Source organism: Actinophytocola algeriensis (genome assembly GCF_014203735.1).
Taxonomy (GTDB): domain Bacteria; phylum Actinomycetota; class Actinomycetes; order Mycobacteriales; family Pseudonocardiaceae; genus Actinophytocola; species Actinophytocola algeriensis.
The window spans coordinates 157,584-181,353 of record NZ_JACHJQ010000002.1 but is presented as its reverse complement, the minus strand read 5'-3'; the positions used below and the strand labels follow the sequence as shown (position 1 = coordinate 181,353).

At 71.7% G+C, this 23,770-nt stretch carries 24 protein-coding genes; 10 read left to right on the top strand and 14 right to left on the bottom strand.

Annotation, left to right across the window (positions count from 1 at the left end):
- Positions 1–124 precede the first annotated feature (124 nt).
- The 5 genes from FHR82_RS07100 to FHR82_RS07080 all read right to left on the bottom strand — a co-directional run bounded on the left by FHR82_RS07100 (position 125) and on the right by FHR82_RS07080 (position 4,808).
- On the bottom strand, positions 125–1,495 hold the full coding sequence (locus FHR82_RS07100) for a glycosyl hydrolase (protein WP_184809496.1): 1,371 nt from the start codon (positions 1,493–1,495) through the stop codon (positions 125–127).
- 153 nt (positions 1,496–1,648) lie between these two features.
- On the bottom strand, positions 1,649–3,016 hold the full coding sequence (gene pcaB / locus FHR82_RS07095) for a 3-carboxy-cis,cis-muconate cycloisomerase (protein WP_184809495.1): 1,368 nt from the start codon (positions 3,014–3,016) through the stop codon (positions 1,649–1,651).
- A 76-nt stretch (positions 3,017–3,092) separates the two neighbouring features.
- Positions 3,093–3,623: a GNAT family N-acetyltransferase gene (locus tag FHR82_RS07090; RefSeq protein ID WP_184809494.1), complete on the bottom strand. Its 531-nt coding sequence runs from the start codon at positions 3,621–3,623 to the stop codon at positions 3,093–3,095.
- Positions 3,624–3,744: 121 nt separating this feature from the next.
- Positions 3,745–4,203, bottom strand: a complete 459-nt coding sequence (locus FHR82_RS07085) for a hypothetical protein (protein WP_184809493.1) — start codon at positions 4,201–4,203, stop codon at positions 3,745–3,747.
- A 20-nt stretch (positions 4,204–4,223) separates the two neighbouring features.
- Positions 4,224–4,808 (bottom strand): TetR/AcrR family transcriptional regulator, encoded by a 585-nt coding sequence (locus FHR82_RS07080; RefSeq protein ID WP_184809492.1) that lies wholly within the window; start codon positions 4,806–4,808, stop codon positions 4,224–4,226.
- Positions 4,809–4,895: 87 nt separating this feature from the next.
- Between FHR82_RS07080 and FHR82_RS07075 the strand changes: the two genes are divergently transcribed.
- From FHR82_RS07075 to FHR82_RS07065, 3 genes are all read left to right on the top strand, one after another.
- On the top strand, positions 4,896–6,473 hold the full coding sequence (locus tag FHR82_RS07075; RefSeq protein ID WP_184809491.1) for an MDR family MFS transporter: 1,578 nt from the start codon (positions 4,896–4,898) through the stop codon (positions 6,471–6,473).
- A 10-nt stretch (positions 6,474–6,483) separates the two neighbouring features.
- Positions 6,484–6,975: a universal stress protein gene (locus FHR82_RS07070; RefSeq protein WP_184809490.1), complete on the top strand. Its 492-nt coding sequence runs from the start codon at positions 6,484–6,486 to the stop codon at positions 6,973–6,975.
- Positions 6,976–7,057: 82 nt separating this feature from the next.
- Positions 7,058–8,161, top strand: a complete 1,104-nt coding sequence (locus tag FHR82_RS07065; protein ID WP_184809489.1) for a glycoside hydrolase family 3 N-terminal domain-containing protein — start codon at positions 7,058–7,060, stop codon at positions 8,159–8,161.
- Positions 8,162–8,213: 52 nt separating this feature from the next.
- Here the strand turns inward: FHR82_RS07065 and FHR82_RS07060 are convergent, their stop codons facing one another.
- Positions 8,214–10,403: an MMPL family transporter gene (locus FHR82_RS07060; RefSeq protein WP_184809488.1), complete on the bottom strand. Its 2,190-nt coding sequence runs from the start codon at positions 10,401–10,403 to the stop codon at positions 8,214–8,216.
- Positions 10,404–10,570: 167 nt separating this feature from the next.
- Between FHR82_RS07060 and FHR82_RS07055 the strand changes: the two genes are divergently transcribed.
- A complete protein-coding gene (locus tag FHR82_RS07055; protein ID WP_184809487.1) occupies positions 10,571–11,146 on the top strand; it encodes a TetR/AcrR family transcriptional regulator in 576 nt (191 codons plus the stop codon).
- A gap of 96 nt (positions 11,147–11,242) precedes the next feature.
- On the opposite strand, the gene FHR82_RS07050 is transcribed toward FHR82_RS07055, so the two are convergent.
- Both FHR82_RS07050 and FHR82_RS07045 read right to left on the bottom strand, forming a co-directional pair.
- Positions 11,243–11,584 (bottom strand): DUF3618 domain-containing protein, encoded by a 342-nt coding sequence (locus tag FHR82_RS07050; RefSeq protein ID WP_184809486.1) that lies wholly within the window; start codon positions 11,582–11,584, stop codon positions 11,243–11,245.
- Entirely contained in the window at positions 11,581–11,994 is a 414-nt protein-coding gene (locus FHR82_RS07045; protein ID WP_184809485.1) for a phage holin family protein, read from the bottom strand. Before FHR82_RS07045 ends, FHR82_RS07050 begins: the two co-directional genes overlap by 4 nt.
- 88 nt (positions 11,995–12,082) lie before the next feature.
- On the opposite strand from FHR82_RS07045, the gene FHR82_RS07040 reads away from it, so the two are divergent.
- Genes FHR82_RS07040 through FHR82_RS07030 form a run of 3 tightly spaced genes read left to right on the top strand, consistent with a single transcriptional unit; the run spans position 12,083 to position 13,934 of the window.
- Positions 12,083–12,673 (top strand): flavodoxin family protein, encoded by a 591-nt coding sequence (locus FHR82_RS07040; protein WP_184809484.1) that lies wholly within the window; start codon positions 12,083–12,085, stop codon positions 12,671–12,673.
- Between the two features lie 14 nt (positions 12,674–12,687).
- A complete protein-coding gene (locus FHR82_RS07035; protein ID WP_311770935.1) occupies positions 12,688–12,957 on the top strand; it encodes a DUF4235 domain-containing protein in 270 nt (89 codons plus the stop codon).
- Positions 12,942–13,934 (top strand): DNA topoisomerase IB, encoded by a 993-nt coding sequence (locus tag FHR82_RS07030; RefSeq protein WP_184809483.1) that lies wholly within the window; start codon positions 12,942–12,944, stop codon positions 13,932–13,934. The genes FHR82_RS07035 and FHR82_RS07030 overlap by 16 nt, the downstream gene beginning before the upstream one ends.
- Before the next feature lie 43 nt (positions 13,935–13,977).
- Here the strand turns inward: FHR82_RS07030 and FHR82_RS07025 are convergent, their stop codons facing one another.
- Genes FHR82_RS07025 through FHR82_RS07015 form a run of 3 tightly spaced genes read right to left on the bottom strand, consistent with a single transcriptional unit; the run spans position 13,978 to position 16,572 of the window.
- Positions 13,978–15,162: a zinc-dependent alcohol dehydrogenase gene (locus FHR82_RS07025; RefSeq protein WP_184809482.1), complete on the bottom strand. Its 1,185-nt coding sequence runs from the start codon at positions 15,160–15,162 to the stop codon at positions 13,978–13,980.
- 17 nt (positions 15,163–15,179) lie between these two features.
- Positions 15,180–16,034 (bottom strand): SDR family oxidoreductase, encoded by an 855-nt coding sequence (locus tag FHR82_RS07020; RefSeq protein ID WP_184809481.1) that lies wholly within the window; start codon positions 16,032–16,034, stop codon positions 15,180–15,182.
- 49 nt (positions 16,035–16,083) lie between these two features.
- On the bottom strand, positions 16,084–16,572 hold the full coding sequence (locus tag FHR82_RS07015) for a GNAT family N-acetyltransferase (RefSeq protein WP_184809480.1): 489 nt from the start codon (positions 16,570–16,572) through the stop codon (positions 16,084–16,086).
- Positions 16,573–16,605: 33 nt separating this feature from the next.
- Between FHR82_RS07015 and FHR82_RS07010 the strand changes: the two genes are divergently transcribed.
- Both FHR82_RS07010 and FHR82_RS07005 read left to right on the top strand, forming a co-directional pair.
- Positions 16,606–17,709 (top strand): carboxylate-amine ligase, encoded by a 1,104-nt coding sequence (locus FHR82_RS07010; protein WP_184809479.1) that lies wholly within the window; start codon positions 16,606–16,608, stop codon positions 17,707–17,709.
- A gap of 290 nt (positions 17,710–17,999) precedes the next feature.
- Entirely contained in the window at positions 18,000–19,187 is a 1,188-nt protein-coding gene (locus FHR82_RS07005) for an NB-ARC domain-containing protein (protein ID WP_184809478.1), read from the top strand.
- On the opposite strand, the gene FHR82_RS07000 is transcribed toward FHR82_RS07005, so the two are convergent.
- Positions 19,184–19,546, bottom strand: coding sequence for a VOC family protein (locus FHR82_RS07000; RefSeq protein ID WP_184809477.1), 363 nt, complete (start codon positions 19,544–19,546; stop codon positions 19,184–19,186). The two genes, FHR82_RS07005 and FHR82_RS07000, sit on opposite strands and share 4 nt — an antisense overlap.
- A gap of 43 nt (positions 19,547–19,589) precedes the next feature.
- On the opposite strand from FHR82_RS07000, the gene FHR82_RS06995 reads away from it, so the two are divergent.
- Positions 19,590–20,417, top strand: coding sequence for a class I SAM-dependent methyltransferase (locus FHR82_RS06995; RefSeq protein ID WP_184809476.1), 828 nt, complete (start codon positions 19,590–19,592; stop codon positions 20,415–20,417).
- Here FHR82_RS06995 and FHR82_RS06990 read toward each other — a convergent pair.
- Both FHR82_RS06990 and FHR82_RS06985 read right to left on the bottom strand, forming a co-directional pair.
- Positions 20,407–21,351: a helix-turn-helix domain-containing protein gene (locus FHR82_RS06990; protein WP_184809475.1), complete on the bottom strand. Its 945-nt coding sequence runs from the start codon at positions 21,349–21,351 to the stop codon at positions 20,407–20,409. The genes FHR82_RS06995 and FHR82_RS06990 overlap by 11 nt on opposite strands.
- Positions 21,352–21,512: 161 nt before the next feature.
- Positions 21,513–23,741 carry a DUF2339 domain-containing protein gene (locus FHR82_RS06985; protein WP_184809474.1) on the bottom strand — a complete coding sequence of 743 codons (2,229 nt, stop codon included), beginning with the start codon at positions 23,739–23,741 and terminating at the stop codon, positions 21,513–21,515.
- Positions 23,742–23,770: the final 29 nt, after the last annotated feature.

The following is a 23,770-nucleotide window of genomic DNA, read 5'->3' as shown; positions in this document are numbered from 1 at the left end:
GACATGGCGCGCACCATGTCCGAGGTGCTCGGCCGTCCGGTCGGTCCAGCAGGCCCCCGACGCCGCGTTCCGGGCCACGCTCCTCGGCAACGTCTCGGCAGGCCCGGCAACCTTGGTGGACGTGCTAGCGGACCTCCATCTCCCACAGGGAGTAGCCGTACGGGGTGCCGCGTTGCCAGGCGTACATCTTGACGTAGCGGGCCGTGCGCGAGCCGAGCGTGATCACGTCGGTGCCGCCGTTGCCCGCGTAGTCGTTGTGGACGGTGGTCCACGTCGTCCCGTCGGTGGACACCTGGATCTGGTACATCGCCGCGTAGGCCGCCTCCCAGCGCAGCGTCACGCCGGTGACCGTGCGGTTCGCGCCGAGGTCGACGTACAGCCACTGCTGGTCGGCGTACGTGCTGCTCCAGCGCGTACCGGTGTCGCCGTCGACGGCGTTCGCCGCGTTCAGCGTCGTGCTTTCCTGGCTGGACGCGTACACCGGGCGGTTGCGGGCCAGGTTGTCGCCACCGCCACCGCCGAGGTCCAGCTCGCCGCGGTTGAGTACCCGGCCGTCCCAGTAGGTGCGTTGTACCGACGCGTTGTCGTTGTACGCGGGGTCGACCAGCCATTCGGCCCACGTCATGAACCACGCCCACCTCGGTTGTGCCGCGAGGACGTCCGGGGACGGCACCCGGCCCACCTCGGCCAGCGCGATGGGCTTGCCGCCCGCCACGTTCAGCATCGCGTCGTAGTCGCTCTGGCTCGGGGTCTGCTTGACCCACACGTCGAGGCTCGCGACGTCCACATAGGACGCACCGGGCCAGTAGCCGCCGATGCCGCCCATGTCGACGTCCTTGACGTTCCACACCCAGATCAGGTTCGACAACCCCTGTCCGGCGAGGTGTTCGTGGGTGAGCTGGTAGAGCTGCCTGGTCTGCGCGCCGCGCCCGCCCCACCACGACCAGCCCTCGTTCATCTCGTGCAGTGGCCGCCACAGCACCTCGACGCCCGCGTCACGCAGCCGCCGCAGGTGGGGGACCACCTCGTTGAGCCGGTTCTTCCACGCCTGGTTGAGCGACGAGCCGTCCCGCAGCAGTTCGCTCCACTGGCCGTCGTTCAGCGAGCCGAGGATGCCACCGGAGTCCCAGCCGCACGTGCTGCCGACGGTCGGCGGGCACACGTGCCACGTCAGCGCGACCAGCGAACCCGCCTGCCACTGCCGGATCGCCTCGTCGACCATCGTGCCGCGGTGGTTCACGTCGTCGGACGAGAACAGGAAGTCCCCGCCCCACAGTCCCGGCGTCTCCCCGGTGATGTCGCGGACCGTCCTGGTCCACTTGGCCGGGTCGGAGTTGGGTTCACGGTTGTGCTGACCGGAGATCGTGGACCGGCCGGAGATCTCGCCGAGCAACGCCATGACCTCGCTGCCCGGTGGCGCGGCGGCGGCGGGCGCGGCGAGGGGGATCAGGAGTGCGGCGGCGATGGGCGCGACGAAGCGCAGGATTCGAGACATGACAACGGTGTCCTTCCCGGACCGCGGGCAGGGGTGGCGGTCGTCCACCAGGGTGGTTCAACCAATCGGTCGTCGTCAAGCATCGACTGATCCGGTTAAGTATTTGGATAGGGGAGTATCGCCTGGTGGTTGCGCTGATGATCATAGTGTGACTTAACTGGTTAAGCGACGCGACAGCACACAGTCGATCAGCTCGTCCGCCGCGCCGAGGTAGTTCTCCGGCGCCAGCAGCTCCGGTAGCCGGTCACCCAGCGACGCCAGTTCCGGCGCGTTCCGCAGCAGGTCGTCGAACCGGCCCGCACCCGCGGCCGCCTGTCCGGCGATCCGGCCGAGCAGCGCCTTCGCGGTCGCCTTCCCGAGTACCGGTGCGAGCGCGACGTTCAGCCGTTCCGCCACGATCGTGCCGCCGCCCGACGACAGGTTCGCCGCCATCCGCTCCGGCACCACCCGCAGCCCGGACACCAGCTCGGCCGCCGTGTGCGCGGCGCCGCCCGCGAGCCGCAGCGCCTCCCGCAGCGGCTGCCACTCCGCCTGCCACCCGCCCGCCGACCGCTCGTCCTCCGACAGCATCGCCTGCCCCAGCATCTGCGCGTACCCGGGTGCCTGGCGCGCCGCCGACACGAGCAGCGTCGCCAGCACCGGGTTGCGCTTCTGCGGCATCGCCGAGGACAGCCCGCTCTTCTCACCGGCGGGCTCGACCACCTCGCCGACCTCGGTGCGCGTCGCGCCCAGCACGTCCACCGCGACCTTGCCCAGCGCACCGGTCACCGCGACCACGACCCACCCGAGGTCCACGATCGGCATGCGCTGCGTGTGCCACGGCGCCGCGGGCGCCCGCAACCCCAGCTCCGCCGCCACACCCTCGGTCAGCTTGGCGGCGTGGCCCTCGGCGGGCACCCCGGCGGCGCGCGCGTACTCGAGGTACGCGGCGAGCGTGCCCGCCGCGCCACCGAGCTGCACCGGCAAGGTGGGCAGGACCTGCCGCAGCCGGTCCCGCGCGTCGAGCACGAGCGTCAGCCAGCCGGCCGCCTTCAGCCCGAACGTGGTCGGCACGGCCTGCTGGGTGAGGGTGCGGCCGGCCATCGGCGTGTGCCGGTGCTCGTCGGCGAGACCGGCGAGCGCGTCGGCAACGCGGATCAGGTCGGCGTCGGTGGCACGCAGCGCGCGGGCGGCGAGCAGCATGGCCGCCGAGTCGAACACGTCCTGGCTGGTGCTGCCGCGGTGCACGTACTCGGCCGCCTCGGGGTCGGCCACCGCGGCCGTCAGCTCCCGCACCAGTTCCACCACCGGGTTCGCCGACCCGCGCGCCCGCACGGCCAGGTCCGCGACGTCGATGGCGGCGCGCGCGGCCGCCTCGATGGGCTCCACCGCCGAGGACGGGATCACGCCGAGGCGGGCCTGCGTGCGGGCCAGGGCGACCTCGAACTCGAGCATCGCGGAGACCCACGCCTCGTCGGCGAGGAGCGTGTCCATCCCGGTGCCCGGCCACACCGGGCTGAGCAGTCCTGTGTCCGCGTTCATCCGTCCACCTTCCCCAGTCGCACGACGGGACGCACGGCGAGGCACACCCACGCGATCGCGTCGACCGGTACGTGCGCTACCAGACGTCGCCGTCGCGCCAGTCGCACGTGATGGGGTGGCCGAGGTCGACCGGGGTCACCGGGAGGACGTAGACACCGCCGTCGTCGTCCGCGGTGCGCTCGGTGCCGTCGGGGGTGAGGGCCGACGTCGGGCCCTGCCAGCGCTGCCAGCCGCGGGCCTCGTAGAACGGGATGCCGAGCTCGCTGGAGCTGAGCGCGCCCAGGTCGTAGGCGGCGCGGATGACCCGTTCCACCGGTGCCATCACCGCGGCCCCGAGACCGAGGCGGCGGTGGCCCGCGTGGACCGCGACGCCCTCGACGTACCCCGTGCGCAGGGCGCGGCCCTGGTACAGGAACCGCCGCTGCACCACCGCGGCGTGCCCGACGAGCACGTCGCCGGACCACGCGAGGGCGTGCACGCCACCGATGGTGTGGTCCCAGTCCTCGTCGGAGTAGTCGCCGTCGAACGCGGCGACCAGCAGGTCCCGGACCGCCGCGAGGTCGGCGGCGGAGAGGTCGGCGGTGTGGGCCACGCGCACGTCAGTCATCAAGGCTTGCCCGCCTCCCCGCATGTCACAGTGTTGGTCGCGTCCCAGCGTATGGTGCGAAGTGCGCGTGGTTGGTGGCTCGCGCTGCGGTGTTCGAGTGGGAGGTCGGCGGGCAGCTCCACTACAGGGTCTCGCAGCGGTGGGCCAGTGCGGCGCGGGTGGCCGCCCACCGTTCGGACTCGGCGATCTCCTTGGTGGCGTGGAAGTCCATGGGGCGCAACGGGATGCCGAGCGTGTCGCGCTTGTAGTGGGCGATGTGGCAGGAGTACAGCGTGAAGCGGTCGTGTTCCTCGGTGTCGTGCACGCGCAGCTTCGTGTAGTGCGCGGCGATGCCGTCGGCGGCGATGAGGGTCGCCATGCCGGTGCGGGCCAGGTTCGCGCGCGCGTTCCTGCTGGCGACCGCGACGAGCAGCGCGTCGCGGGCGGGGGTGGCGAGCAGCTCCGCCGTGCACAGCAGCATCACGTGCGGGAAGCCCTCCTCGTCGAGGGTGACGAACGGGAAGGCCTGCTCGTCCCGGTCCGGCCGGGGCCAGGTCTCCAGCAGCAGGGCGAGTTCCGACGGCACACTGATCCGGTCCACACTGGAAACTGTAGCGAAGATCATCGCGGTTGGAAGCGGCCGAGCAGCCGGTCGACGAGGTCGGGGAGCGGCTGTCCGCCGGAGGACTCCAGCCACAGCACGCCACCGGTCCGCACGGCGGCGAGGAACGTCGCCGCCATGAGTCTCGCCAGCTCGTCGTCCAGGCCGTGCCCGCGGGTGATCAGGACCGCCGCGAGATCGCGTTCGAGGGCGAACTGGTCGCTGGCCTGCCGTGCGAGCAGCGACGGGTGCCGCCGCAGCAGCCGCAGCTGCGCCACCCACTCGGGGTCCGGGATCTGGCGGGCGCGGTACAGCTCCGACGCGGCCGCGCGCAGTGCCTGCCACGGCGGCTCCTCGGCAGGCCTGCCCTCGACCAGCGCCACCAGCGCCCTGGTCCGCTCGCGGTCCGCGTGCAGGACCGCGTCCTCCTTGTTCGCGAAGTAGTTGGAGAAGGTCCGGCGGGACACGCCGACCTCGTCCGCGATGTCCTCGACCGTCACCCCGTCGAGTCCGCGCTCCATCGCGAGGCGCAGCGCCGCTTCGTGCAGCGACAGCCGGGTCGCCGCCTTCTTGCGGGTGCGGAGCGTGGTCTCCAGGGCCTCCATGGCGCCAGCCTAGCGACGGAATAAACTTCCCATTGTGCAAGTTTGCACAGTGAGCAAGAATTAACCCACAGGCTTGAAGGGGGCGTCATGACGGCCGAGGCGACAGAGGCGGACACACGGGAGCAGATGGGGCACCGGCAGGTGCTCGAGTCGCTGTCCGGCCTGCTGCTCGCGCTGTTCGTGGCCATGATCAGCTCGACGGTCGTGTCGACCGCCCTGCCGCTGATCATCGGTTCGCTGAACGGCACTCAGACGCAGTACACCTGGGTGGTCACGGCCACCCTGCTCACGGCGACGGCCACGACCCCCATCTGGGGCAAGCTCGCTGACCTGTTCAACAAGAAGACGCTGGTCCAGGTCGCGATCGTGATCTTCGTGGCCGGGTCGATGATCAGCGGGTTCAGCCAGGACACCGGGCAGCTGATCGCCGCCCGCGCGTTCCAGGGCATCGGCATCGGCGGCCTGCAGGCACTGGTCCAGGTCGTGATCGCCGCGATCATCCCGCCGCGTGAGCGCGGCCGGTACAACGGCTACCTCGGCGCCGTCATGGCGGTCGCCACCGTCGGTGGCCCGCTGCTCGGCGGCCTGATCGTGGACGTCTCGTGGCTGGGCTGGCGCTGGTGCTTCTTCGTCGGCGTGCCGATCGCGGCGCTCGCGTTCGTCGTGCTGCAGCGCACGCTGAAGCTGGAGACCGTCCGCCGCGAGAACGTGCAGGTCGACTACCTCGGCGCGGGCCTGATCGCCGCGGGTGTGAGCATCCTGCTGATCTGGGTCTCGTTCGTCGGCAACGCGTTCGACTGGCTGTCGTGGCAGACCGGGGCCATGGCCGGGGCCGGGGTCGTGCTCCTCGCGCTCGCCGTCCTGGTGGAGACGAGGGTCCGCGAACCCGTCGTGCCGATCAAGATCGTCGTCCAGCGCACCCCGGCGCTCGCGATCATCGCGAGTCTCGCGGTCGGCATGGCCATGTTCGGCGGCGCGGTGTTCCTCGGCCAGTACTTCCAGGTCGGCCGCGGGTACTCGCCGACGGAGGCCGGTCTGCTGACCATCCCGATGATGGCCGGTGTCCTCGTGTCCTCGACGATCTCCGGGCGGATGATCAGCCGCTCCGGCGCGGTCAAGCCCTACATCGTGGCCGGTGCGATCATCCTGGTGGCCGGGTTCCTCGGCCTGGGCACCGTCGACCACGACTCGTCGCTGTGGATCGTCGGCATCGCGATGGCGGTGGTCGGCATCGGTGTCGGCATGACCATGCAGAACCTGGTGCTGGCCGTGCAGAACAGCGTCCCGTTGCGGGACCTGGGCGCGGCGAGCGCGTCGGTCACGTTCTTCCGGTCGCTCGGCGGCACCATCGGTGTCTCGGTGCTGGGCGCGGTGCTCGCGAACCGGGTCACGGCCGACCTGGCCACCGCACTGCACGTGCCGGAGGGGCAGGCGTCGACCGGCGGTGTCAGCGCGCTGAACCTGAAGGCGCTGCCGCCGGAGATCCAGACGGTCGTGCACACCGTGTACGGCGACGCGACGGCGCACATCTTCCTGATCTCGGCGGCGGTGGCCGTCATCGGCGTGATCGCGGCGCTGCTGCTGAAGCCCATCACGCTGCGCTCGACGATCGACCTGGAGAAGAAGGACGACGACACCGTGGTGTCGGACTCCGTCGTGGGATAGGTGAGTGACGATGAGCGGCAGCGCGGCCGAGCTCAACGCCTTCGAGTCCACTGTGGAACGGTTCGGCCCGCGCCGGGATCCCTCGGCGCGGGCCATCCTGGTGGGGGTCGACGGCTCCGACACCGCCATGCGGGCGGCGGCCTTCGCCTTCGGCATGGCGCGGCGTCAGGGTGGCCGCCTGATCGTCGCCTTCGTCGCGAGCCACTCGGCGCTGGCGGCACTGGGCCCGGCGGTGGCGGCGGCGGTCGAGCACGACGCGATCGTGAAGCTGTACGCCGAGCTGCGTGAGCAGATGCGGTCGGCGGCCGAGGAGCTGGCGGTGCCGGTCACCTTCCTGAAGACCTTCGGCGACCCGTACACCACGCTCCGCGACGCCGCGGACCGCTGCCAGGTCGACACGGTGGTGGTCGGCGCGTCGCAGAAGGCCGGCCACCGCTTCGCGGGCTCGGTCGCGACGAAGCTCATCCGGGCTGGTCACTGGCCGGTGCTGGTCGTTCCCTGACAACTGGCAATGTCGGAAACTTTCCACTTCTTGCCACATAGGGTTATCGTTGACCTACCCACTGTGCAGGGAGGTCGGGCTCATGCGGCGTCGGCGGTTGCTCGCGGTTCTCCTGGGTGTGGTCGTCGGCGCGAGCACGGTGGGTGGGCCCGCGCAGGCCTCCGGTGACCACCTCTCGCTGGCCTTCGCGCGGCAGGCCGCCGGGCAGCGGGTCATCTACTCCTATCCGGGCCTGACCCCGCCGGAGTCGCTCATCGCCCGCATTCGCGCCGGTGAGGCCGCCGGGGTGATCTTCTTCGGCGAGAACGTCTCCAGCCTCACGCAGATCCGCGGCGTGGTGCAGCAGCTGCGGGCCGCCGCGGCGCAGAGTCCCAACCCGAACGCACTGTTGCTGATGACAGACCAGGAGGGCGGCCTGATCCGCCGTCTGCCCGGCGCACCCGCCCTGTCCCACAAGGACGTCGGGCTCTCGGCCGACCCCGCCGCCGCGGCGACCGCCGCGGGGCGGGGCGCGGGGGAGAACCTCGCTGGTGTCGGCATGAACGTCAACCTCGCGCCCGTGCTCGACGTGTTCCACGCGCCCGGCGACCTGATGGACCAGTACGAGCGGTCGTTCAGCAGCACCGCGTCCGTCGTCGGGGACCTCGGCGCGGCGTACCTCACCGCGCAGCAGGCCGAGGGCGTCGCCGCGACCGTGAAGCACTTCCCCGGGCTGGGCAAGGCGAACGCGGGCGACAACACCGACAGCAAGCCGGTGACCCTGTCCGTGCCGCTGACGACGCTGCGGAACGTGGACGAGGCGCCGTACTCCGACGCGATCGCCGCGGGCGCCAAGCTCGTGATGCTCTCCTGGGCCGTCTACACCGCACTCGACCCGAACCGCCCCGCCGGGCTCTCGCCGACCGTCATCGGCCAGGAACTGCGGTCCCGCAACGGTTTCCCGGGGGTCACGATCACCGACGCGCTCGAGGCGGGTGCCCTGTCGGGCTACGGCTCGACCGGCAACCGCGCCGTGCTCGCCGCGCGGGCCGGCAACGACCTGATCCTCGCCTCGGCCAGGGACGTGAACCAGGGCGACCAAGCCGTAGACGCCCTGGCCGGCGCGCTGGCCGACGGCACGCTCGACAGCGGTGCCTTCGGTCAGGCGCTGGCCAGGGTCAACGCGTTGCGCGCGAGTCTCGCCTAGCATTCGTTCGCTGGGTCGCCGCGCGTGCCTTGCACGGCCACGCCCCTACGGGCTAGACCGAGACGGGGATCCGGTCGCGGCGCTCGTCGGAGTCGCCGCCGGACTCGTTGCCGTATTCCAGGAGCTTCGCGCCCTCGACGTCGACGTCCGGCAGGATCTTGTCCAGCCAGCGCGGCAGCCACCACGCCGCCTTGCCGAACATCGCCATCAGCGCGGGCACGATCGTCATGCGGACGACGAACGCGTCCACCGCGACGCCGACCGCGAGCGCGAAGCCGATCGACTGGATCAGCGAGTCCTCGGCGAACACGAAGCCGGCGAACACGCTCGTCATGATCAGCGCGGCCGCGACCACGACCCGGGCGCCGTGCGAGAACCCGGTCGCCACGGCCTCCCGTGCCTCCGTGCCGTGGACGTAGTCCTCACGCATCCGGGTCACCAGGAACACCTGGTAGTCCATCGCGAGTCCGAAGAGGACACCGATCAGCAGGATCGGCAGCATGCTCATGATCGGCCCGGTCGACTCGACGCCGAGCAGGTCGGTGAGCCAGCCCCACTGGAACACCGCGACCACCGCGCCGAACGTCGCCGCCACCGACACGAGGAACCCCAGCGTCGCCTTCAGCGGCACGATGATCGACCGGAACACCAGCATCAGCAACAGGAACGCGAGGCCGACGATCAGCGCCAGGTAGGGGAGCATCGCGTCCGCGAGCTTCTCCGACACGTCGATGTTCGCCGCCGTCTGGCCGGTCACCGCGATGTCCGCGCCCGTGCTGTCGTGCACCCGCGCACCGGCCGCGCGGATGTCGGCGACCAGGTCCTCGGTGGCCACGTCGCTCGGGCCGGTCTTCGGGATGACCTGCATGATCGTCGTGTCGCCCTTGGTCTGGGGCGGCATCGGCAGTGCGCCGAGGTCGGTGATCCGCTGCGCGGTCGCCGTGATCGCGCCCTGCGGGTCGTCCGCGCCCTGGGTGTCGACCACGACCATCAGCGGGCCGTTGGCGCCCGGGCCGAAGCCCTCGGTGACGAGGTCGTAGGCCGCGCGCTGCGTGCTCCCCGGCGCCGCGGTGGCGTCGTTGGGCAGGCCGAGCTGCATGTCCGCGGCCGGGATCGCGACCACGACCACCCCGGCCAGCGCCACCACCAGCGTCGCCACCCGGTGCCGGCCGACGAACCGGGCCCAGCGCTCGCCCATGCCGGTCCGGCCGGGCTTGGGGCCACCCCGCAGGCCACGCAGGCGGCCCTGGATCTTCTCGCCTGCGAACCCGAGCACGGCGGGCAGCAGGGTCACCGCGATGAGCACGGCGATCACCACGGTGAGCGCGGCCGCGACACCCATCTCGCCGAGGAACGGGATGCCCACGACGGTCAGGCCCGCGAGCGCGACGATGACCGTGAGGCCCGCGAAGACGACGGCGGAGCCCGCGGTGCCGACCGCCCGGCCCGCGGCCTGTTCGTGGTCGGCGCCGCCCGCGAGTTCGCCGCGGTAGCGGGAGACGATGAACAACGCGTAGTCGATGCCGACGGCGAGGCCGATCATCAGCGCGAGGATCGGGGTGTTGGCGTTCAGCTCGGTGAAGCCGGTGACGACCAGCAGGCCGCTCATGCCGACACCCACACCGATCAGCGCGGTCAGCAGCGGCAGCCCGGCCGCCAGCAGCGAACCGAAGGTGATCACGAGGACCACGGCCGCGACCGCGACGCCGAGGATCTCCGTCGCGCCGGTCTCCGGCGACCCCCTGGTCGCGTCGCCGCCGACCTCGGCCGCGAGGCTCGAGGAGTGCGCGGCCGCCATGAGCGCCTCACGGTCGCCCTCGGTCAGCTCGAAGGCCTGCTTGCTGTAGCTGACCTGCACGAGCGCGAGGTCACCCTCGCGGGAGAACGCCTTGGTCTGGAACGGGTCGGTGGCGCCGACGACCTCCGGCGCGCCGTTCAGGGCCGCGACGACCTTCTGCAGCTCGGCCTGGGCGGACGGCGAACCGGCGAAGTCCTCGCCCTCGGGGGCCTGCAGCACGACGCGTGCGGTGCCGCCGCCCACGTTCGCCTCGGGGAAGGCCTTCTTGAGGTGGTCGATGGCCTGCTGGGACTCGGTGCCCGGGATCGAGACCGCGTTGGACATCGTCCCGGAGAACCCGAGCGCGCCGATGCCGACGGCGATGAGCAGCGCCGCCCAGATGCCCGTGACCAGCCACCTGCGGCGGAAAGAAGCCCGCCCCAGTCGGTACAGGAATGTCGCCACCTTGGAACTCCCCATGTGCTTCGCGCCTGTGTGTAGGGTCGAAGCTAGCCGATCGACAAGTGCGATCCAAGCCGTTCGGCAAGTATGTGACTTGTCGAACAGCAAGTGCGCAACTTGCCGGATGGCAAGCTGAGGAGGTACCGTCGAACTCTCAGCGAGGAGGGGTGATGACGGCCACGAAGGGCGACACCCGCACCCGGTTGCTCGACACCGCGCTCGGGTTGTTCACCGTCCACGGCGTGGAGGGCACGTCGTTGCAGATGATCGCCGACGCGCTCGGCGTCACCAAGGCCGCGGTGTACTACCACTTCAAGACGAAAGACGAGATCACCGAGGCGGTCGCGGAGCCCGCGCTGCGCGAACTGTCCGCGATCCTCGACCACGCCGCGACGCTCAAGCGGCACAGCGCGCAGGTCGACTACGTGATCGACGGACTCGTGGACCTGATCGTCCGCAACCGGATGCTCGTCGCGGTGTTCTGCAGCGACCCCGGGATCGCGCGTGCGGTCGAGCGTTCGCTGCACGGCGAGGAGAACGTGATGACGCGGCTGCCCGCCATGCTGGTGCCACCGGACGCGGACGAGGGCGCCGTGGTCGCGGCGCACGTCGCGCTGGCCGGGGTCGCGCTCGCGGGCGGTTCCCCGGCGCTCATGGCGATGGACGACGAGCGACTGCGCCGCCACCTCGGTGACGCGGTGCGCCGCCTGCTCGGCAGGCCACGGCGCCGCGAGAACCTGTCGTAACGCCCGGCACCCCCGCAGCCGTCGTCGGGCACTGTCCTCATAGGACTGACGGGTAGCTGTGCGTACCGCGCGTCGCGTCCGCGGTGCGCACGCCGCTCAGCCGTGGCGGCGCTTCAGCAAGATCCGCAGCACCACCAACAGGGCCACCAGGCCCGCGATCGGGATGTAGGGCCTGCGGGTCGCGCCGTCGACGACCGGGCGCACCTTGGTCGCCACCGGGTCCGGGAGCTTGTCGACGAGCTCGTCGCCCTTCACCCGCAACTCTTCGGCCTTCTCGTGCGCCACTCGCTGCGCGCGGCCCTTCACGTCGGCCTTGTCGCCGAGCGCGCTGACCGTCTCCGCCAGCTCCTGGCGCGTCAGCTCCGCGTCCTGGCGCAGGTCGTCGTCGGTCGGTGCCTCGCCGGGCATCGTCATGCGGCCGTTGTCCTTGGTGCTCATTGCTTTCGTGCCTCCTTGACCGCGTGGATGTCTTCCTTCGCGTTGTCGATCGCGGGCGACGGCATCGGCGCGCTCTGCTTGAGCTGCTTGCGCGCCATGAGCACCGCGACCCCGGCGATCGCGAACAGCACGGCGGCGACGATGAGCGCGGCGGCCCACGCGGGCAGTGCCAGTGCGAGCAGGAGCACGCACGCGGCCACCAGCACCGCGCCGCCGTAGAACGCGAACAACCCGCCCGCGCCGGCGAACGCCGCACCGACACCCGCGTGCTTGGCCTTGCTCTTCATCTCACGCACGGCGAGCGTGACCTCGGTCCGCGCGAGCCTGCCCACCTGGTCGGTCAGGTCGCGCACCAGCTCGGCCGTGGACTTCTCGGTGTGGTCCGTCCGTACCTCTGGTATGGCAGCCATGTTCTCCTCCTCTTGCCGCCCGGTTACCCGACGTGCCCGAGCAGGAAACACACGGTTCGGCGCCGTCAGCGCGGGGTATCCGGGCGCCATGCGAGCACTGATACTGAACTGCACGCTCAAGAAGTCACCCGCGGACTCGAACACGCAGAAGCTGGCCGACGTGGTGGGTGCCGAACTGGGAAAGCACGGTGTCGAGGTCGAGAGCGTCCGCGTCGCCGACCTCCGCGTCGAGCCGGGCGTGGAGACCGACATGGGTGACGACTGGACGGCGGTCCACGAGAAACTGCTGGCGGCCGAGATCCTGGTGGTCGCGTCGCCGACGTGGCTCGGCAGGCCGTCGTCGGTGGCGCAGCGGGTGCTCGAGCGGATGGACGCGATGATCTCCGAGACCGGCGACGACGACCGGCCCGTCGCGTACGACCGCGTCGCGGGTGTCGTCGTCACCGGCAACGAGGACGGCGCGCACCACGTGATCAGCGAGATCACCGGCGCGCTGAACGACATCGGCTACACCATCCCCGGCCAGGCGTGGACGTACTGGAACATGGGCCCGGGACCAGGCCCCGACTACTCCGACACCGACCACGGCCACGAGTGGTCGGAGAAGACCGCGGCCACGATGGCGTCGAACCTGCTCGCGGTCGCTACCGCACTCGCCAAGCAGCCCATCCCAGCGTGACCGCAGGAGGAACAGTGAACGTCAACAAGATCATCTACAAGCCGATCGGCATGCTCATCGGTGTCCTCGGCGGTGTGCTGGCCACGACCGCGTTCAACAAGGTGTGGGGCGCGCTCGGGCCCGGCGACGAGGCACCCGACGCGACCGACAAGAAGGCGACCTGGAACCAGGTGCTGCTCGCGGCCACCATCCAGGGCGCGATCTTCGGCGTCGTGAAGGCGGCCATCGACCGTGCCGGCGCGACGGGCTACCGCAAGGTCACCGGTGAATGGCCGGACGACTGAGGCGCAGCGACCCCGCGAGACCGGGGCTGCGCAGGCAGCGGGCCGGGCGGGGCTGGCGCTACTTCGACGCCGACGGCACACCCCTGCGCGACCGGGACGAGGTGTCGCGCGTCAACGGTCTCGCCATCCCGCCCGCGTGGCAGGAGGTGTGGATCTGCCCTTTCCCGAACGGGCACCTCCAGGCCGTCGGCACTGACGCGGCCGGGCGGCGGCAGTACCTCTACCACGACCAGTGGCGCGAGGAACGCGACGAGGAGAAGCACGAACGCGTGCTGCGCCTCGCCGCGGTTCTGCCCCGGTTCCGCTCCACAGTGGACGACGACCTGTGCACCGGCGGCCTGACCGAGAAACGCGTGCTGGCCGGCGCTCTGCGCATGCTGGACCGCGGCGTCTTCCGCACCGGCGGCGACGAGTACGCGGAGGAGAGCAGGGGAGTGGCGACGCTGCTGCGCGGCGACGTCCACGTCCACGGCGGCGAGATCCACTTCTGCTACATCGCGAAGGGTGGCGCCGAACGCAAGCTGCGCATCCGTGACGACCGGCTGGCACGGCTGATCACCGCGCTGCGCAGGGGCCGGTCCGACGAGGACCGGCTCCTGCACCACCGCACCGGCGAGGTGCACGCCGAGGACATCAACCGCCGCTTCCAGGAGCTGACGAAGCCGGACTTCACGGCCAAGGACCTCCGCACCTGGCACGCGACGGTCCTGGCGGCGGTGCTGATCGCGGGCCACGAGCCGCCCACGTCGGAGACGGGCAGGCGCCGCACGGAGAAGGCGGTCATGCGGGAGGTCGCCGAGCAGCTGGGCAACACACCGGCGGTGGCTCGGCGGTCCTATGTAGACCCGAGGGTGCTGGCCGCGTGGGCGGACGGCAGGACGGTCGAGCGGGCGCTGCGCAAGGCCGACGGCGTCCCGATCGCGGAGGCCCGCCCGGCCATCGAACGCGCACTGGTCCGGATCCTCAAGCAGTACTGAGCCCGCCCCGGCTGCTCACCGGGGCGGGCTCCTGGTACGTCCGTCAGGGCTTCAGCAGCACCTTGATGGCGCCGTCCTGCTTCTGCTGGAAGATCTCGTAGCCGTGTGGCGCGTCGGCCAGCGGCAGGGTGTGCGTCGCCAGGTCTTCTGTGCCCAGCGGGTCGGCGTCGTCGATCACCAGCGGCATGATCTCGTCGATCCACCGGCGGACGTTGGCCTGGCCCATGCGCAGCTGGATCTGCTTGTCGAACAGTTCCATCATCGGCATCGGGTCGACCATGCCGCCGTACACGCCGGACAGCGAGATCGTGCCGCCGCGGCGGACCGTGTCGATCGACGCGAGCAGCGCGCCCATCCGGTCGATGCCCGCCTTCTCGGTCATCTTCGCCGCCATCTGCTTCGGCAGCAGCGTCGTCAGCTGCTGCGCCACCTTGCCGACCGGCGAGCCGTGCGCCTCCATGCCGACCGCGTCGATCACCGAGTCCGGCCCGCGCCCGGCGGTGAGGTCCCGCAGCGCGGCCGCGGTGTCGCCCGGCTCGTTCAGGTCCACCGTGAGCACGCCGTACTTCGCCGCCAGCGCGAGGCGTTCCGGCACCAGGTCGACGCCGATCACCTGGCCGGCGCCGAGGTGCCGCGCGATCCGGCACGACATCTGGCCGATCGGGCCGAGCCCGAACACGACGACGCTGCCGCCGTCGGGGATGCCCGCGTACTTCACCGCCTGCCACGCCGTCGGCACCACGTCCGACAGGTACACGAACCGCTCGTCCGGCGGCCCCTCCGGCACCTTGACCGGCCCGTAGTGCGCCTGCGGCACCCGCAGGTACTCGGCCTGCCCGCCCGGCACCTGCCCGTACAGCTTGGTGTACCCGAACAACGCGGCACCCTTGCCCTTGTCGCGGACCTGTGTGGTCTCGCACTGCGACTGCAGGCCCTGATCGCACATGAAGCAGTGTCCACACGACACGTTGAACGGCACGACGACCCGGTCGCCGGGCTTGATGTGCGTGACCTCGCGGCCGACCTCCTCGACGATGCCCATCGGCTCGTGGCCGAGGATGTCGCCGGGGTCGATGAACGACCCGAGCACCTCGTACAGGTGCAGGTCCGACCCGCAGAGGCCGCTCGTGGTCACCTTGATGATCGCGTCGGTCGGCTCGCGGATCTCCGGATCCGGCACGGTCTCCACCCGCACGTCCCGTTTCCCTTGCCAGGTAACGGCTTTCATGTCCGCTCCTTCACGTGTCAGCCCGGGTGGGTCTCGCCGCCGAGAGCGGCCAGGACCTCACCGGAGTAGTACGAGGACAGCTTCTCCGCGGCGAAGAACACGTACGAGGGGGCCAGCTCGTCCGGCTGCGCGACCCGCCCGTACGGGGTCTGCTCACCGAAGCTCTCGACCTTCTCCTCGGGCAGCGTGGCCGGGATCAGCGGTGTCCACACCGGACCCGGCGCGACGCAGTTGACCCGGATCCGCCGGTCCACCAGCGCCTGCGCCATCGCCATGGTCCACGCGTGCACGGCACCCTTGGTGGCCGAGTAGTCGATGAGCCCCTTGTTGCCGCGCATGCCGTTCACCGAACCGGTGTTGATGATGACGCTGCCGTCGCCGAGGTGCGGCAGCGCGGCCGCGGTGACCCGGAAGTAGCTGTGGATGTTCACGTCGAACGTCCGCTTCCACTGCTCGTCGGTGATGTCCTCCGGTGACTCGACCTGCTCCTGCGTCGCCACGTTGTTGACGAGGATGTCGAGCCCGCCCAGCGCGGACACCGCCTGCTCGACCACCTTCGCGCAGTGGCCGCGGTCGGCGAGGTCACCCGGGATCAGCTCACAGCGCCTGCCTTCGGCCTGCACGAGGTCGGCGGTGTGCTTCGCGTCGTCGTGCTCGGAGAGGTAGGCGATCGCGACGTCCGCGCCCTCCTTGGCGAACGCGACCGCGACGGCCCGGCCGATGCCGGAGTCGCCGCCGGTGATCAGCGCGCGCTTGCGCTTGAGCAGGTCACGGCCGACGTAGGAGGACATCGAGTCCTGCGGCTCCGGCGCCATGTCGCCCGTGGTCCCGGGCCGTGTTTGCTGTTGTGGTGGCTGGTTCTGCTCGGCCATCGGTGCTCCCCACGCTCGGTTGCGGTGGGGTTACCCGGGCGATGTGGGCTCAACCGTCGCGGCGCATGGCCACCCTCGGCCAGGAGTCGAGCCCGCGCGCCACCTCGTGGTCGCGGATCGCGCGGAGGCCGGGCGTGAGGTCGGTCACGACCACGAACCCGAGGCGGGCGTAGTACGGCGCGTTCCACGGCACGTCCGCGAACGTCGTCAGCGTGAGCCCGGCGAGCCCGCGTGCCGCCGCCCACGCGCCGACGTGGTCGACGAGCGCCCGGCCGATCCCGCGCCGCGAATGTCCTGGGTGGACGGAAACCTGCTCGATGTGCGCGTACCCGTCGACCTCGTCGGCGAGCACGTACGCGACGGGCGGATCGCCCCACACCCATGCCCGGCCGGCCCGCTGGTAGGCGGTCAGCTCGTCGATGGTGGGTGGCTCGTCCTCGGCGATCGCGGCCATGCCGACGTCCCGGAAGGGGGTGCCTGCCGCGCGTTCGATGTCGCGAAGAACGGGCAGGTCGGTCAGACTGGCCTCGCGGATCACGGGCAGGAGCGTAACGGTCGGCGGGAGGTCGGGATGGGATTTCCGTCGCCCGGGCTCACGGTGAGCGTCGGCGAGGAGCTGTTGCTGGCCGACCCGGCCACCGGCCACACGGTGCCCGCCGCATCAGAGGTCTGCCACGGCGCGCGTGTCCTGCGGCCGGCCGCCGAGGACGCGACGGTGCAGGCCCAGTGGTCGGACACGCAGGTGGAGGCGCACACCGGCGACTGTTCCGGCCTCGACGAGCTGGCAGCCAGGCTCACCCACACCCGCGCACTGCTCACCACCGCCGCCCGCGCGGCGGACGTGTGGCTGGTGCCGAGCGGGACGTCGGCACTGGGCGGCCCGATCGCCCCGCGTTCGCGGTTCGCGGCGGTGGCCGCCACCTATGCCGGTGTGGTCGCGGACCACCACGGTTGCGGCTGCCAGGTGCGGGTCGGGGTGCCGGACCCGGAGACCGCGGTGGCGGTCGTGAACCACCTGCGCCCGTGGCTGCCCACGTTGCTGGCACTGTCGGTGAACTCCCCGTTCACGGGCGGCGCGGACACCGGCCACGCGAGCTGGCGGGTGGTCCAGCGGTCGCGTCTGCCCGCGTCCGGGATGCCGCCGCACTTCGCGTCGGTGCGCGCGTACGAGGCACGCGTGTCCCGGCTGGCCGAACAGGGCGTACTGGTCGACGACGCGTCCCCGCTGTGGCTGGCCCGCCCGGCCCCGCGACTGTCCGGTGTGGAGCTACGCGTGGCGGACACCGGCATCGACGTGGAAGCCACCCTGTTACAGGCGGCCCTGACGGCAGCCCTGGTCCGGACGGCGCTGACGGACCTGGAATCCGGCCGGGAAGCCCCGGTGATCGGCGAACAGGTGGGCGCCGCGGCGCTGTGGTCCGCGGCCCGGCACGGCATGTCGGGCCCCGGTATCCACCCGGTGCTGGAACGCCAGGCCCCGGCGACGGTCCTCGTCACCGAGCTGCTGGCCGCGGTCCGCCCGGCACTGGAAGCCCTGGAAGCGACCCAGCTCGTCCGCGACGGCGTACGCCGGTTGCTGCGCGTCGGCACCGGCGCCGCCCGCCAACGCGCGGCAGGCGGCCCGTACGAGGCGGTCCGCGTGCTTGCGACAAACACCATCCCCGGCGCAGATTGACTGTCGAACGTCGGCAGCACATTTCCCTCTGCCGCGCGCACGGTTGGGCCACGACGAGCGAAATGCATTGAATAAATGGACAGGAGCAGGCCCGCCGATGCCGCGGCCCGGGTGATCTTCAGACCACGCTACTATCCGCGCCCACAGGTTCGGTCGTGGTTGGAGGCCAGATGACGTCGTCTGGAACAAGTCGTTCGGATGACAGGGATCGGACTCGCGGGGTGTTGCCACGGATATGGGGGGACGTGCCTCCGAGAAACCCGAACTTCGTTGGACGCGAGGATCTGCTCGTGCAGTTGCACCGGCGGCTGGCGGACGCGACGTCGCAACTGCCCGAGGTGCTGGTCGGAATGGGCGGTGTCGGTAAAACCCAAATCGCGGTCGAGTACGCCCACCGCTACGCGCATGAATACGATCTCGTCTGGTGGATTCCGGCGGGGAAATCGAATATCCGGGACAGGTTCGTGGCTTTGGCCGAGCGCCTGGATATCGCGGACGGCGACGACGAGGCCGCCGTGCCCGCCGTGGTGCGAGAACTGAGCGACGGGGCGCGGGGCGGGCGGTGGCTCCTGGTGTTCGACAACGCGGGCCACCCCGGTGGGACGCGGCGGTTCCTGCCCACCGGCGGCGGGCACGTGGTGGTGACGTCGTGGAGTGCCGAGTGGGAGTACGTCGCCAGGACCACGACCATCACCCGGGCCCCGGTGCCGGACCGGAGACACCGTGCCGACAGGAACCACCATGCCGACAGGAACCACCATGCCGACAGGAACCACCACACCGGCGGGAAACACCATGCCGACAAGGACCACCATCCCGACGGCACCTACGTGATCTGCGTGTTCGACCTCGAGAAGTTCGGGGCCGACAACCGCACACAGCAGAACCGCATGGCCATCCGGCGGGGCATGCACACGGTCGTCGAGACAGCGTTCACGCGGGCCAGGATCCCGTGGCAGGCTTCCTACCGCAGGGACACGGGCGACGGAATCCTCATCGCCGTCCCCGCGGCGGGCGCGAACAAGAGCGCCTTCGTCGGCGAGCTGCTGACCGCGCTCACCGAGCTGCTCGACGAGCACAACGAGACACACCCGGACGAGGTGATCAGGCTGCGACTGGCGTTGCACGTGGGCGAGATCGCGTTCGACAGTGTCGGTCCCGACGGCCCCGGCTTCATCCACGTCACGCGCCTGATCGAGGCGGCGCCGTTGAAGTCGGCGCTGGCGCAGTCCGCCAAACCGCTGGCGGTCATCACCTCGGCCTACGTGCACCACGAGGTGGTCAAACAGCACGACGAGCACGCGCCGGACGAGTACCGCCAGGTCACCGTCCAGGTCAAGGAGACAACGGGGTACGGCTGGATCCGCGTCCCCGGCGACCAGCTCCCGACCGGGCCGCGGCGGTCGGCGTTGCGGCGGGCCGGTCGGTACCTCCGTGCCGCCATCCGGGGGTCGTCCACCACGTCGTCCGGCGGCTAGCCGCGCTCCGGTGGCAGGACGCAGAACTCGTTGCCCTCCGGGTCCTGCAGGACGACCCACGGCACGGCCGGGTCGTCGGCGACCACCCTGCCGCCCAGTGCCACCAGCCGAGCCACTTCGTCGTACTGCGCCCCGGCGGCCCGCACGTCCAGGTGCACCCGGTTCTTCGCCCGCTTCGGCTCGGTCACCGGGTAGAACAACAACATGGGCACGCCGTCGGCCGACGCCTCCACGTACCGCGCGCCGTGGGCGTCGTGCCAGCGGTCGGTGATCTCGTAGTCGAGGACGGCGCACCAGAACGCCGCCAGGGTCTCCGTGTCGCGGCAGTCGAACACGGTCGCGATGATCCGGCTCGCCATACCTCCACGTTAACCGCTGGCCACGGGTTCTACCGTGATGACCATGAGTGCGATCGACGTCGGCAGCGTGGTGGCGGCCATGGCCACCGGGGTGACCGAACCCACCACCCAGCTCGTGCAGACGCGGTTCCGGGCCGAACTGGCGAACACGTGGGACCTGCGGCCCGGTGACCGGGTGCTGGAGGTGGGCTGCGGGCAGGGCGACATGACCGCCGTCCTCGCCGACGCGGTGGGGGAGCGCGGCCACGTGACGGCGGTCGACCTCGCGGGCCCGGACTACGGGGCGCCGGTCTCGCTCGGTGCGTCGGCCGCGTTCCTCGGCGGGACGCCGCTCGGCCCGCGGATCGACTTCCGGTTCGATTTCGACGTGCTCGCCGAGACCTTCCCCGACGACTCGTTCGACCACGTCGTCCTGTCGCAGTGCTCCTGGTACTTCGCCTCGCTGGACCAGCTGCGCGCCACGCTCGCCCGGGTGCGGCCGTGGGCGCGGCGGCTGTGCTTCGCCGAGTGGGACCTCGAACCGACCACCCACGGCCAGCTCGCACACCTGCTCGCCGTGCAGGTCCAGGGCATGATCGAGGCCACCGGCGAGCGCGGCGAGGGCAACGTCCGCACCCCGTTCTCGCGCGACGCGCTGCTGAGGATCCTCGCCGAGACCGGTTGGCACGCCGGCGAGCCGGCGGCCGTCGACACGACCGGTGTGCACGACGCCGCCTGGGAGATCGCCATCTGCCGCGAGATCGTCGGTGAGCGCCTGCACACCGTGCCCGAACCCGTGCGTGACCTGATCGCGAGCCATGTCGACGTGCTCGACTCGGTCGCGGGCCAGGTCGAGCCGCTGCCCGTGTACTCGGTGACCGCTACTCGGTGAGCAGGCCGTGCCGCTCGGCCAGCACCCCGGCGTGGAACCGGGTGCGCGCGCCCAGCTGGTCGAGCAGCTCCGCCACCCGCCGGGTCACCGTACGAGGGCTGACCCCCAGCTGACGGGCGATCGTCTCGTCCTTCGCGCCTGCCGCCAGCAGCGTCAGCAGCCCGAGGTCGGCAGGCTCGCCCGCCTCCTGGACCGGCACGAGCGGCGCGGCCTGCTCCCACAGCAGGTCGAACAGCACCACCAGCGCGTCCAGCAGCGCGCACTTCCGCACCACGAGCGCGCTCTCGACCATGTCCTCCAGCACGAGCGGCAGCAGCGCGACCTCCCGGTCCGCGATCGCGAGCTTCATCGGCAGCTTCGGGTGCACCCGCGACAGCTCACCGCTCTCGACCGCCCTGCGCGCGGCGGCCAGCGCCCCCGGCAGCTCGAGCGACTCCGGCGCGTACAGCCCGCGGACACCGACGTCCTCGTGCAGCCGGGTGGTCACCTCCTCCTCCGACGGCGTGGCCCGCGCGGCGTAGGGCGGCCGGTCGATCACCAGCAGCTCCCGCTCGCAGCCGCGCACGAGCTGGGTGAACCGGTCGGCGACCGCCCGCTGGCCGACGAGGATCTCCAGCAGCTCGTCCGGCTGGCGCGCCACGTTCATCTCCGCGGCCAGTGCCCGCGCGTTCGCCTGCACCGTGGTCAGCTCCCGCTGCCGCCGCGCCACCAGCAGGTCGATCGCGGTGTCCGGGCGGGCCGCGAGCAGCCGCACCGGCCTGCCCGGCAGCCGGGTCACCAGGCCCAGCTCCTCCAGCTCCGCCACCGCCTTGCGGATCATCCGCTCCGAGCGGTCCACCGACCGCGCCAGTTCCGCGGCGGTGCGACCGGGGTCGGTGAGCAGTGCGCGGTAGACGGACTCGGCGAACGCGGTGATCCCCAACGCTTCCAGCATGGCGATCATCGTGGCCAGTCCCGGCCATGGCGGCAATACGCCAGCGTTGAATCGTTCCGCTGATCGTCCGGATGGCGTCGGCATGGCCCATGCCCTGCCGAGACGTCTCCCTTCTCGTCTGACGCGGTGTTGCACGATCGCGCGCGGCCTCGGTCCGGCGGTCAGCGTGTCGGGTTCCTGGCCGCCACCAGCTTGGCGTACCGGGCACCCGCCGCGAGCAGCACCAGGCCGGCGACCAGGAACGCGGCCACGCGGGCCATGCCGTCCAAAGAGGACAGGTCGAAGAGGACCAGCTTGGCCAGCGCGGCCACCACCAGCGACAGGCCCGCGACCCGCGTCGGCACCGAGTCGATGCCGCGTAGCAGCAGGACCAGGGCACCGACCGTCCACGACACGGTGACCAACACGTGCCCCAGCAGGAACCCGTCGCGGTCCGGCGACACGAGCAGGCCGACGGCCAGCAGTGCCGCGGTGGACCCGTACAGCGCGATCAGTCCGGCGGGGATCCAGCCGTGCGGGGCGTGCTCCTCGGCGGAGAACACCCCGAGCCGGAAAGCCGCCCAGCACAACACGATCGCGGCCGCGGCGAGCACGACACCGGTCAGTCCCAGGGTGACGGCGTCACCCGTGCCGAGCAGCCATCGCGGCGGCCGGGCGACGACGTCGGGCCGGGCGGAGTACGACAGCGCGAGCACGAACCCGATGAACCCGAACAGGGCCGAGGGCACCAGCGCCGCGGCGAGCCGGATCCGCACCGCGAGGACCGCGACGATCGTCGCCTCGGCGAGGAACGCGATGGCACGGGCGTCGTCGTCGAAGGCGGTCGCCGTGGCCTGGAGGAACGCGAGCGCGCCGATGCCGCCCGCCGTCAGCGCGAAGGCGCGCGGGAGGGCCGTGCGCCGGCCCAGCACCCAGACCCCGACGAGGAGCGTGCCGACCACCGCGGGCAGGATCGCCGCGCCGAGCCGGGGGAGCAGCAGCGGGGCGAGCATGCCCGGCACCGGCCCGACGCAGAGCATGACGAGCGCGAAGTCGTCGCCGGGCCTGCGCAGCGCGGTGGCGGTCGCGAGGAGGATGACGATCCCGCTGGTCACGCCCGCCAGCACGGCGGTGGTGGTCGCGTCGCCGCCGAGCTGCTCCGCGATGCCGATGTTGATCACGCACGCGACGACCGGCGGCAGCCCCGCGGCCAGCAGGAGCCCGGCCCACCGCTTGGCCAGCTGGACGGGGGTCGTGCCGAGCAGGAGCACGAGCAGGAAGCTCAGCAGCAACGTGTCGAACCCGCCGGTGATGATCGGCGCCGAGACGGCACAGCACACGACGACGAACACGGCGAAGAGCTGCGATCCCCACAACCCCGCGACGGCGACCCCACCGGCGGTCACCGCGAGCCCGACGACCAGGCCGCCCCAGGCCGGGAGGAAGTGGTAGAGCGAGGCGGCGGCGACGACGTCGAGGTAGAGGACGGCGACCCCGGTCGCGGCGAGGGCGTACGCGCCGGTGCGGGCGGCCGGGCTGCGGTGCAGCACGGCACCGATCCCGGCGAGCACGAGCCCGAGCCCCGCGCCGAGGAGCACCCGGGGCAGCGGCCCGAGGTAACCGCGCTGGATGGCGAGGACGAGGAGGAGGACCACGCCGGCGAGGGTGACCACGCCGCCTATCCAGGCGAGGATGCGGCTGCCCGCACCGTCCTGGCTGAGACGCTCCCACAGGGTGGGGCCGGGCGGCGGCTGCGGCGGCCGGTACCAGTAGCCCTGCGGGGGAGGCGGACCTGCGTGACCGGCGCCGAACGGACCGGCGCCGTACGGGCCGGGAGCGGGCATGCCGGGACCGGCCGCGGCGGGGCCGTGGCCTCCTGGCCACGCCGCCGAGGGACCGGGCGCGGACGATCCGGGGGCAGGCGCGCCGTGCGGCGCCGTGCCGGGAGCTGACGGGCCCGCGGTCGGCGAGGCGGGCGCCGGACTGCCGGGTGCTGCGACGCCGGGTGCGGACCTGCCCGTGGCCGGCGAGCCGGGTGCCGAGGGGCCTGCGGTCGGGGTGGCCGACGGCGACGTGCGGGGCGCTGTGGCACCGGGTGCCGAGGAGGCCGCCGCTGGAGCCGCCGGACCCGCGGACGCGGAGCCGGGCGTGGCGGAGGCCGGGCCTGAGGTGCCGGGTTCCGGTGAGCCGGACGCCGGTGCCGGAGCGCTGGTGCCCTGGGGGCTGGGCGTCGCGGGGCCGGTCGTCGGAGTGTCGGGCACAGGAGAGCCGCTGGGTGTCGACGCGGTGCGGGCGCCCGGAGGAACTGCCTGCAGGGCGTGCAGTTCCGTGCCGATGTCGCCGAGACGGACGCCCAGTTCCTGCAGCGCGTCGGCTAATCGGGGGAGCGACTCCGAAATGTGGTCAACCATGCACCTCAGTACAGCAACGACCGCCCGTT